The organism is Metabacillus arenae (assembly GCF_014773385.1).
Taxonomy (GTDB): domain Bacteria; phylum Bacillota; class Bacilli; order Bacillales; family Bacillaceae; genus Metabacillus_D; species Metabacillus_D arenae.
In genome coordinates this window covers 1-10,677 of record NZ_JACXAI010000065.1, presented here as the reverse complement: position 1 = coordinate 10,677, position 10,677 = coordinate 1, and the positions used below count along the sequence as shown (strand labels likewise).

The 10,677-nt window shown below is 35.2% G+C and carries 10 protein-coding genes; 3 read left to right on the top strand and 7 right to left on the bottom strand.

The genetic code is table 11. The features are described from left to right. Positions 1-640: 640 nt before the first annotated feature. The 5 genes from IC621_RS25795 to IC621_RS25775 all read right to left on the bottom strand — a co-directional run bounded on the left by IC621_RS25795 (position 641) and on the right by IC621_RS25775 (position 5,734). On the bottom strand, positions 641-1,600 hold the full coding sequence (locus tag IC621_RS25795) for an NAD(P)H-dependent flavin oxidoreductase (protein ID WP_191162866.1): 960 nt from the start codon (positions 1,598-1,600) through the stop codon (positions 641-643). A 132-nt stretch (positions 1,601-1,732) separates the two neighbouring features. Then, positions 1,733-2,488 (bottom strand): SDR family NAD(P)-dependent oxidoreductase, encoded by a 756-nt coding sequence (locus tag IC621_RS25790; protein ID WP_191162864.1) that lies wholly within the window; start codon positions 2,486-2,488, stop codon positions 1,733-1,735. A 43-nt stretch (positions 2,489-2,531) separates the two neighbouring features. Continuing rightward, the gene (locus tag IC621_RS25785; RefSeq protein WP_191162862.1) at positions 2,532-3,500 is read right to left on the bottom strand and encodes an NAD(P)H-dependent flavin oxidoreductase; all 969 of its coding nucleotides are present in this window, start codon (positions 3,498-3,500) and stop codon (positions 2,532-2,534) included. Between the two features lie 39 nt (positions 3,501-3,539). Continuing rightward, entirely contained in the window at positions 3,540-4,667 is a 1,128-nt protein-coding gene (locus IC621_RS25780; RefSeq protein WP_191162860.1) for an NtaA/DmoA family FMN-dependent monooxygenase, read from the bottom strand. A gap of 32 nt (positions 4,668-4,699) precedes the next feature. After that, complete coding sequence (locus tag IC621_RS25775; protein WP_191162858.1) at positions 4,700-5,734, bottom strand: LLM class flavin-dependent oxidoreductase; 1,035 nt, start codon at positions 5,732-5,734, stop codon at positions 4,700-4,702. A gap of 207 nt (positions 5,735-5,941) precedes the next feature. On the opposite strand from IC621_RS25775, the gene IC621_RS25770 reads away from it, so the two are divergent. The 3 genes from IC621_RS25770 (at position 5,942) to IC621_RS25760 (ending at position 8,144) form a co-directional block, all read left to right on the top strand. Further along, a complete protein-coding gene (locus tag IC621_RS25770) occupies positions 5,942-6,313 on the top strand; it encodes a winged helix-turn-helix transcriptional regulator (RefSeq protein WP_318153123.1) in 372 nt (123 codons plus the stop codon). 82 nt (positions 6,314-6,395) lie between these two features. Further along, positions 6,396-6,812 carry a MarR family winged helix-turn-helix transcriptional regulator gene (locus tag IC621_RS25765; RefSeq protein WP_078412355.1) on the top strand — a complete coding sequence of 139 codons (417 nt, stop codon included), beginning with the start codon at positions 6,396-6,398 and terminating at the stop codon, positions 6,810-6,812. A 585-nt stretch (positions 6,813-7,397) separates the two neighbouring features. Then, positions 7,398-8,144: an NADPH-dependent F420 reductase gene (locus IC621_RS25760; RefSeq protein ID WP_078412357.1), complete on the top strand. Its 747-nt coding sequence runs from the start codon at positions 7,398-7,400 to the stop codon at positions 8,142-8,144. Positions 8,145-8,335: 191 nt separating this feature from the next. Here the strand turns inward: IC621_RS25760 and IC621_RS25755 are convergent, their stop codons facing one another. Both IC621_RS25755 and IC621_RS26770 read right to left on the bottom strand, forming a co-directional pair. After that, positions 8,336-8,716 carry a DUF6262 family protein gene (locus IC621_RS25755; RefSeq protein ID WP_078412359.1) on the bottom strand — a complete coding sequence of 127 codons (381 nt, stop codon included), beginning with the start codon at positions 8,714-8,716 and terminating at the stop codon, positions 8,336-8,338. Then, a complete protein-coding gene (locus tag IC621_RS26770; RefSeq protein ID WP_224752822.1) occupies positions 8,709-9,839 on the bottom strand; it encodes a tyrosine-type recombinase/integrase in 1,131 nt (376 codons plus the stop codon). Before IC621_RS26770 ends, IC621_RS25755 begins: the two co-directional genes overlap by 8 nt. Positions 9,840-10,677 lie beyond the last annotated feature (838 nt).

Genomic DNA, 10,677 nt, shown 5'->3' with positions numbered 1-10,677 from the left:
TTAAGGTCTTTCAGATGACTTCAGTTTTAGTTAACGACTTTAGTCGTCGACATTTATGTCAAAATCCACCTGCTTTAGCAGGTGGTCGTTTAAGTACATTTCTTCACAATCCCACCTTTTTTAGATCTTTTATTATAAGTTACGCTCTACATAAAAATCAGCCACCTGATAGCAGCTGATTCCTTTATTTTTCATGGTTTTCAATTATATGACCAAAACAATATTAAAAATTTCATTTATTACAGGAATGCTGTCATGATAGCGACATAAGAAAAAGGCTTCCCTTTTATATAAGGAAAGCCCCCGGTAACTTAAGTGTATTTCTTCACATATTATTCAGTTTTAACAGCTCTCTTATTAAGTTGAATTGCATGTACATCATCTCTCGGGATATTCTCACTCAAATAGTGACCGAGAGAAGTCCACTACTTCGTTTCTCCATCATAAAAACAGCCTAATCTGGTGATTTTTATGATGGAACTGGATGCTCATACTGAACATCAATCTTACCGTTTTCTAAAATAGTTGCTGCTACTTTAATCTCGTCTCTTCTTAGCAACAACAGAATTATACAGTACAGTCAAATGTCTCTTTAATTTGATTCTGATTAATCCGATTAACAGTTGTTAGTATAGCAATTTCAATTAAAATCTTGCATTAAGTCATCAATCACTTCCTTTACAGTTCTAATCTCTTTAATTGGGGTAATTCCTGTGCCGACAGTAATATAGCCATCCACTTTGTTACCCTCAAGCATACCGATACGTATACCACCTGCTCCTCCCATTACTTTTGCTATATCTTCACGACTGGCACCATTTTCATCCATTTCTACTAGCTTTTTCGATAATTTAGTAGGTAAAGACCGATAGTAAGCTGGTAATGTACGGAACATTAGTAAATCTTCTGCTGTAGCATCAACAATCATTTGTTTCACGTTTTCTGCTGCTGGATTTTCTTTTGTTGGAATAAAGACACTACCAGCAAACACACCTTCAGCGCCTAAAGCAAATGCTGCACGTACACCTCTGACATCCCCAATCCCCCCAGCTGCCATAACAGGAATATTTATAGCATCGACAATCATTGTAATAATCGAAAATGTCCCAATCACTCGTTCTGGAACGGTACCACCTTCATCAAATCCAGTTGCTACATAAACATCCACACCAAATTCTTCAGCGGCTTTTGCATTATCAATAGTAGGGGTACCTGGTCTAAAAACAATCTTAATATTGTTTTCTTTCAGTGGCTTAAAAATTTTCTCATCTAATATACCATTTATAAGGACAACTGGAACCTTTTCCTCTATAACTACTTCTAGAATTGGCCATGTGTAAGTTAAATCACCACTTACAATTAAGGTCGTACCAAATGGTTTATTCGTTAAAGCCTTTGTTTTTTGTATTTCAGTTCTCATTCTTTCGGCAGTTACTTCGGGGGAACTAGTTACATCAGCCTGACCGGCATTCGGTCCTAGAAATCCTAATCCACCTGCATTACTTACTGCTGCAACAAATTCTGCATTTGTGATCCAAGACATTGGTCCCTGAATAATCGGTTTTTCTATATTTAATATTTCGCATATTCTATTATTCATTATTAAATCCTCCTGGGCCTTTATAAAATGAAATTTGAAAAATAAAAAACTTTTCTATCTTCTTGATATGTCTAAATTTAACTTGGTTATAAAGTTTCACCATTTAATGGTGGTCTCACTTATTTAGTGCTGTTACTTAACAGATAAACCGCCATCAACTATATGATCAGCACCTGTTATATAAGAAGCATCGTCACTTGCTAAAAATAATGCCATATTAGCTATTTCTTCGGAAACCCCTAATCTTTTTATTGGAATTTCTTGCGCTCTTTCTTCAATTTGTTTTTCACTCAATGTATTTGAAACAATATTAGTTAGTATCGGTCCTGGTTGAATTAAATTAATTCGAATTTGATCAGGGGCAAACTCTACTGCAGCTGCACGAGTTAAAGATTTAATGGCACCTTTACTTGCTGTATAAGCATTGAAGCCACCAGCTGAATGGCGCTCACTTGCCATTGAACCAATATTTACAATTGAACCACCCCTGTTTTCTTTCATATAAGGTACAATTGTTTTAATTCCTACAAACTGACTCCATGCATTGATATTTTGTGCTAAAGTCCAATATTCAACTGTAGTTTCATTAAAAGGCTTAATAGCTGCAATTCCTGCATTATTAACTAAAATATCAACTTTCCCATAAAGTTCGATGCTTGTCTTTACAACCTTTTCCCAGTCCTCCTCTGATGACACGTCTTGCTTCAAAGCAGTAGCACTTCCTGGGTATTTCTCATTTATACGTTCCACAACAGCTTGTACACTTTCATACTGAATGTCCGTTGCAATAACCTTTGCTCCTTCTTTAGCAAATAAATATGCTTCTGCCTCCCCTTGACCGGCACCAGCCCCTGTAATAATTGCTACTTTATTATCTAATCTTCCCATTTCCCTTTTCCTCCTAAATTCCATTAAAATTTTATTAAAAACTTCATCCTATTGATTGAACGATTTCTTCTATTATTTCTTGGCATGTTAGAATTTGCTTAATACCTCCAGCCGACTCAGATACACTTACGGTACCATTTACAAGGTCTCCGTCTAGCATCCCTATTTTGAATCCTTCTCCATAATATTTATATGCTTCCTGAGGTTTGCCTTGATTGATTAATTCTAGAGCCTTTTTACCAGCTTCTGTCGGTATCGTTCTCAAATGTCCCGCACCTGATTTAAATTCAATAAACTCCTCGCTCTTTACATTAACAATTGCCTTTTTTGTTTCTATACTTGCCGGATTTTCGAAAGTCGCAATAAATCTAGTACCCATGTATACACCTTCTGCTCCCATGGAAAAAGCAGCTTTCGCTCCACGACCATCTATAATCCCTCCAGCAGCAATTACGGGGATTTTTACAAGTGATGTTACTTGTGGTACAAGAGAAAGAGTACTAATTTTAAAATCACTCATATGGCCACCAGCTTCATAACCCGTAACAATAAGTGCATCTACACCTGTTTTTTCTGCTTCTACAAGTTTTTCTACAGTAGGACTTAAATCTCTGTAAATGACATTGATGTTATGTTCTTTAAGTCGTTTCAGTTCACGTTCTACGACCCCATGTCCAATTGCTATAACATTCTTTACATTCTCTTTAACCAATACTTCAAAAACAGCATTAGTAAATGGATCTTCTGAAGCATCACCCATTGGAAAAATATAATTGACTGCAAATGGTTTGTTCGTTAATTCTTTCACTTTACGAATTTCTTTTGTTAATCGGTCTGCCATATCTTCTGCGCTACTCGCTTTTTCTTTTTGACCTGCATTTGGCCCCAATACACCCATTCCACCTGCATTTGATACTGCTGCAACAAACTCTGCTGAAGTGACCCATGTCATTGCAGCTGAAATAACGGGATATTTTATACCTAGTAGATTTGTAATTCGGTTACTTTTCATGTTGTTAAATTCTCCTTCTGTTGTCTGGTTTAATTTTTGTTATTCTTTATAGCTATTCTCAGGGTAAGGTAGCTCTAAGTTTCCTCGGAGTGTGTTAGCTTCATATTCCTTTTTGAATATGCCTTTTTCTTGTAATATTGGGACAACTAACTTAATAAAGTCCTCAAATCCCGCTGGGTAATCTTGTCTAATTAGTAAGATATCCATTACCCCTGCTCTATACCAATGTTCTATTTTCTCTGCCACATGCTCCGCCGATCCCAACAATTGAGGCCTTGGTAGTCTATGACCAATAGGCATTAATGACTCTATTTCTCTCAATTTTTCTAGTGCTTCTTTTTCTGTTTTACCAACTATTGGGCTATGAGAAGGCATTATCAGTAGGTCATTTGGTGAACGCCCTTGATTTTCCACTCTTCTTTTCAGCTCAACAGTAAATCCCTTTAGATAATCAAAATTATCTCCAGGCACCATGATGACTTCAGCATGCCTAGCAGCTACATCCATAAAAGCTGAAGATGTCCCAGCTTGAGAGATTACTGGTCTACCTTGTCTAGAACGACTAATATTTAAAGGTCCATCTACTGAAAAGTAATTGCCTGTATAATTTAATGAATGCATTTTACTTGGGTCAAAAAATACTCCACTTTTTTTATCACGTATAAATGCATCATCTTCATACGAATCCCAAAGACCTTCAACAATTACCAAAAATTCTTCTTTTAGTGGATAAAGGTCAGATTTACTTAAATGAGTACGGCTATAATTTGCTAAACCCCCAGGATTAGAAGTGATAGCATTCCATCCGGCTCGACCATTACTAATCTTATCCAGCGAAGCTATCTGTCTTGCAACTGTAAATGGATCAGCATATGAAGTAGCTATTGTAGCAGTTAATCCTATAGAATGAGTTACCATACTCAATGCAGACAAAATAGATATCCCTTCAAACATGCTAAGATAATGTGGTATCATGCCCGGTCCAATATGACTGACGTCAGCTAAAAAAATCGTATCAAACTTCGCATTCTCAAGCTGGATTGCTTTTTCAACATAGAAATCAATCTTTTCGCTGGCGTTTGCAGGTATATCAGGATGCCGCCATCCAAAATAGCTCCAACCAACTCCGTCGATGATACCACCAAGTTTAAGTTTTCTTTCAATCACTACTGAATTCTCCTTTTTACATACCGCGTTCTTTAATTTCCCTGCATTAACCCTAGTTCCTTTGCCAATAATTCATGTCCTCTTTTTCGACTTTCTTGATCTGGATAAAAATCAGCAATAATAATTTCATTAACTAAACTCGCCTTCGCAATCTGAGTAAGTTGGACAGCGACGTTTACTACACTACCAATAATAAAGCGTTCTTTATTTCTTTCCTTGGCTCTTTCTTCTTCTAGAGTATATTTGTGATTTTTGGCTTCCTCTGTTGTAGGAAATGTAAGGTTTTTTGAACCTGTACTCATCCGTGCCCAAAGTAATTCTACTGGTCCTGCAATATACTTAGCCTCTTCTTCAGTTTCGGCTGTGATAACAATAGTCGCCAACATACTTTTCGGTTCACTTAAATATGACGAAGGTTTAAAGTTAGAATTGTAAGTTCTTAACATCGGAACAGCTAATTGTGGTGCCAGATGTGCAGCAAATACAAATCCTAAGCCTTTTTCGAGTGCAAACTGTAATCCACCTTCGCTAGAACCTAACATATACATATCAGGTACCATCGTCTTGTCCCCAGGGGGATTTATGTTACTAAAAGGATGAGTAATTTTGAAGTTACGGTCAAAAAAGGAAAGCAAGTTGTCTAACTGCTCGGGAAAATCATTTACTCCTAATAATTCTTTGGACCTCAGCAAAGCCCACATAGTCCAGCCATCAGTTCCAGAGGCCCTACCTATACCAAGATCAACTCGACCTGGATATAATCCTTCTAAAAGAGTGAAGTTCTCCACCACTTTCAAAGGACTGTGATTTGGTAACATTACCCCACCAGAACCTACACGAATGTTTTTGGTATGTGCAGCTGCATGCATACTTAACATATCAGGTGAGGTACTCATCAAAGTAGGTGTATTGTGGTGCTCAGTGAACCAATACCTGGTGAATCCTAAACGGTCCGCTAATTGAATCATTTCTGTTGTATTTTGAAGGCTTTTTCTAGCATTATTTTCTTTATAAATATGAATAAAGTCTAAAATCGATAATTTTAGTCCTGAATTTTCTATATTCACTGATCTAAACCTCCTTTCTATGTTACAATTAGTTAGCTTGCTAACTATAAAACCAAAAAATAATGATGATATTAGTCTTTCGATAATTAACTAGTAATTATTTGCTTTGGTTTATATGACAATCATAAAGTCATGATGAGTAGTTGAAAAGAGGGCAATATAAATGGATATAGTACATATTTTTGTACTAATAGACAGGAGTGAAACATTTTGAAGGTTTGTAAAGATGGTTTTCAAAGAGAGTTTATAGATGAAAAAGAAGATATGTACGCAATAGCATTTACTCAGAATGTCTTATCTGGCCGATGGAAGTATTTTATTCTTTGGTACTTAAAAGGAACTACACGCCGTTATTCCGACATCAAGAATTTTCTAGGGGATCTATCACAAGGTTCCCTCACTAAGCAACTAAGAGAATTAGAAAACGATGGTGTCATTACACGTGAAGTCTTTCCTGTAGTTCCTCCTAAAGTAGAGTATTCACTTACAGAAAAAGGCATGAAATTAATTCCTGTTCTAGATATGATGGAGGGTTTTGGTAAAGAGTATGGTGAACAGGCAAAAAGTACAAACGATTAATTGGGTTTTGACCCCTAAATTGACTTAATATACACTCGAAGTTATAGTTAGGTCACTAATAATTTTAGACGGGGAGTTATATATGTTAAATGATGACATAAGAGAGCTTTTAGACAAAATTTCGTCACAGACAAGAAGAAATTACAATCATTTACTACATGATCTTAACTTGCATGTTGGACAAGATAACCTTTTATGTAAACTATGGAGAGAAGATGGCTTAACTCAAGTTGAACTTTGTAACAAATTAAATTGTGAGGCTCCCACAGTTACTAATATGGTTAAAGCTCTTGAGAAGAAAGGACTAATTATACGAAGAAAAGATTGCACCGATAAAAGAATTACCAGGATATTTCTTACCGACGCCGGCAGAAACCTTGAAGCCCCTGTAAATGAAAAATGGAGAAATCAACAAGATAGGCTATTATCAGATATTACTTTGGACGAGAGAATGCTTTTAAGAAGGTTGCTAAAGCAAATGGAGGCAAATCTTTTCTAATCAAAGTATTATACTTCTAATTGCTTCCCTCATCATGTTACTCACTAATCCAACTCAAATGTAAAAAGGCAATACCTTATATGGTATTGCCTTTTTACATAATCCATATTATCTTCTACTATTCTCACTATCGTTGCTACTACTATTTATGGAAGTATAATCACAAAACATTAGATAATTTACTAAATAGTCTAAATTAGCAGACGGCAATCTACTTGTCTCAAACTAACCCTTTAACAAAAAAGACGAGTCTAACAATGGTTAAACCTCCTCCATGTCAGCAAGCATTTATATTCAATGCTAGAGTTTATTACTTGATGGCTAATACATTTTAAACATGTTATTAATATTTCCAACGTCTGGGTATAGGCGATGCCATATACTAAGTACAAAAAAATGTACTAAGTCAATATTTATTGCCTACTTCAACAAGAAGAGAAATGGTTTTATTCTAGTATATGTAACAAAAATACTCAATACGTTTTTAATATCTAATGAATATATGTTTAAGTTTGATAAACCATATTATTGTGTAACTTTATGCAGATTAATTCTTTTATAACAAATTCTTTTGGAGGAACAAAAATGAGATTTGGAATTATAGGTGCGGGACCAATTGGGTCAATTATTTCTAAAAAATTAGTTAAGAATGGGCATAATGTCAAAATTGCAGATGCACGAGGAATTGAACGTTTAGAAGGAAAAGAGTTTGATGGAACACCCGTTCATGTAGAGGATGCAATTACAAATATTGAAGTTCTTATTATTTCTCTCCCTCTAAAAGCACTTCCAAGTATTAAGAACATTATCGATCAAGTCGGGGAGGAAGTGATCATTGTAGATACTTCAAATTATTACCCTTATAGAGACGGCAAAATTGAAGAAATCGAGAACGGGATGGTTGAAAGTGTTTGGGTTTCCAATCAATTAGTCCGACCTATCATTAAAGCTTTCAACAACATATTAGCCTATACTTTAGAAAATGAAGGAACATCCGAAGAAACTATTGGACGAATTGCGATGGCAGTTGCTGGTAATGACCAAACACAAAAACAAGTAGTCATGGACGTAGTAAACGAGCTAGGCTTCGACGCAGTAGATAGTGGTTCTTTAAGTGACTCTTGGAGACAACAGCCAGGAACTCCCGCATACTGCACAGAGCTAACAAAAGATGAACTCACGAAAGCGTTGAAAAAGGCAAATAAAGAAAACGCACCATTACTACGGGACAAGGTGATGGAAAGATTTGCAGAACTCCTTGCAGAAAAAAAGGAAGTTGAATTTTCACATAGGGATATTGTGAATTTAAATAGAGAAATATACAATTCATAAAAACAAAAGGTGCACTCAGTTAGGGCGCACCTTTTTGAATATCCTCCATATATCCCCATAAAGTTGTGAAGAAATATGTGCCTCCTACCTTTTGTGAATTCTTTCACTTAAAGTAACCTGCCCTGATAGTAGCATAAGAAAAGCCTCCACCTTAGAGAATATGGAGTTTTTAGTGCGAGTGTTTGATGTTTTTATACATTTTTATAATAATCAGAGTATGCAACTTTTAAATTATTTCGTAATTCTTTATTTTCTTCCTCAAGTTTTTTTATTCTTCGTCTCAAGGAATCTATTACTGCGTCTTTATTATTATCATTTAAATCGAATTTTGCTTGCTGTTTGTTATAGGCAAGGGGAGTGGTTGATCTTAAGGTACTGATTTGTTCTCTTATGTCCTTATTATTGTATAATGTTGCCTTACTGACTCCTGCCTCAATCGCAACGCTATTAAAGTTTATAGCATTGTTTGACTTCATTAGCTTTTTAATAGCTTGTTTAACCTTTTCGGTTGTCAATGCTTTCCTCTTTGAATGGATCTCTTTAAGATGCTCTTTTCGGTCATATCTAGGCATTAAAAACACCTTGCTTTCGTTTTACTCTATCCAATCGACCGAACACAATATTACCTGATTTAATAGTATTGTAAATGTTTAATAATCTGTCTAGGTTTTTTTTGTTCTTTTGTGCAATTTCATCTCTACCATATTCTTTCGCAACAGAAATCATTCTCTTTGTAGATTCAATATGAATATCATACTTGGCTATATCCATTTCAGAAAGACCAACCGCTAAGTCTTTACAAGGGCTACCACCATTACATGTCAAACAAGGAGGTTCTTCCGCATAGGGACAATCACCTTCTAGTCGAGCTCTACAAGAACCATATGGGTTATCTATTGCTGTTAGTTTGTGATCTCTCCATAGCCACTCCAATACATCTTCAGGAACTTCTTCAGACTCTTTTACATTGACCATCGTTCCATCCAAGTCAAAACTAAACACGCCTTGATTTATCGCATTCTCGAACGCTTCTCTTTTTGTTCCGTCTAATAAGCGTGCATATCTCATTGTCATTTCAGGAGAAGCATGAGCCATAAGCTCCTGTACTGTCAAAATATCAGTTCCGTTATTTAACAATTTAATGGCGTACGTGTGTCTAAATTGATGATTTGTAAAATGAAACAACTTCCCACTTTCATCAACAATATTCACCTTTACAGCTAATGCGTTAAGTTGTTCAGCGACCCAATGCTGATAGTAGGGCTTTCCTTTCCTTGCACCCACATAACGAACAAAAATATAGCGTTTTGGATTATTATCATTGTTGCTTTTTTGTTTAGACCTATCAATTAGAACAGCGATTATATTGGCCAAGTGATCATCAATGGGTATTGAGTGACCCTTAACATATGTTTTTTCAATATCGGTTACAATTTGATATTTGTCATTTAATTTAACTAAACAATCATGTGTTAATCCCAGGGTATCCGATATTCTTAGTCCTGTCTTAAATGCAATCCATGTAATCGGCTGAACATCTGGGTGAAGGTCACTGATATTGTTAAATAATTGCTCCAATACAAATTCAGGAATATAATCTACTTGATCATATGCTTTTTTTCTTTCGGTAGGTTTATCTTCGGGATAAATTAATGATGATACACTTTTTTCAGGTGCAAAGTCATACTCATACATTTGACAATCCCTTAAAAATTTTGAAACACAATTGAGTGCTTCTTTCTTGTACTTTTCAGGATTTGCTCTTTTATGGGTGAAGTTTTTAGTATAATTATTTAGGTATTCAATGTACTGAAGAATATGATTCCGATTTAGCTTGTGAAAATCATTCCAATCCGATTCTAATGAGGTAATAAGATTGATAAATCCTGGTATATATCGGGAATATAACTGTGCTGCAGCTGTTGTAAAATTATGTCCACTTAAAAGCCTTTGTTTAGTGTAACGTTTAAATCCATCTTTCAAATGTGGATTCTTAATGGATGAAAAATAAATATAATAGTTTGCTTTTGATTCATTATATCGAATACCAAAATCCCGATATAAGTTCCTCATGTCCCATCTATCTTTCTCCCATTCAATTCGATCATCAAGATAAGTTATTAAGGCCTTTAATATTAGGTTAAAAAAGGCTGCGGTTTGAGTTTTAGTTTCGTAAGTAAATCCATTATCCTTGTTAGTATTTATTTTGTGAGTCCTTACGCCAATAGATTGTAAGTAGTTGATCCATTTTATATTTGTCTTAATTGGATCCAACTCCAACAGTGATTCAACCTTCGGATAGGTTTTATTAATAAAATCAGTAAAACGTCTTAGACATGTAGACTGATGTCCAAACGCAGTGTTTAATCTCCACTCATCATTAAATATCTTTTTATAAAAGATATATTTAACTTCAGTTGATAAACTACTACACATAAAAGCATCTATCTCGTCATCAAGCGTGGATAGATGTTTTTTGTATTCAAGAAGCATATTAATATACATGTTCAAACTTAAAGAAAGGCTATGATAT

Coding starts and splice junctions, on each gene's coding strand:
- IC621_RS25795 (WP_191162866.1), bottom strand. CDS start 1,600: ATGAATAATAGAATATGCGAAATATTAAATATAGAAAAACCGATTATT.
- IC621_RS25790 (WP_191162864.1), bottom strand. CDS start 2,488: ATGGGAAGATTAGATAATAAAGTAGCAATTATTACAGGGGCTGGTGCC.
- IC621_RS25785 (WP_191162862.1), bottom strand. CDS start 3,500: ATGAAAAGTAACCGAATTACAAATCTACTAGGTATAAAATATCCCGTT.
- IC621_RS25765 (WP_078412355.1), top strand. CDS start 6,396: ATGTTAAATGATGACATAAGAGAGCTTTTAGACAAAATTTCGTCACAG.
- IC621_RS25760 (WP_078412357.1), top strand. CDS start 7,398: ATGAGATTTGGAATTATAGGTGCGGGACCAATTGGGTCAATTATTTCT.
- IC621_RS25755 (WP_078412359.1), bottom strand. CDS start 8,716: ATGCCTAGATATGACCGAAAAGAGCATCTTAAAGAGATCCATTCAAAG.
- IC621_RS26770 (WP_224752822.1), bottom strand. CDS start 9,839: ATGTATGAGTATGACTTTGCACCTGAAAAAAGTGTATCATCATTAATT.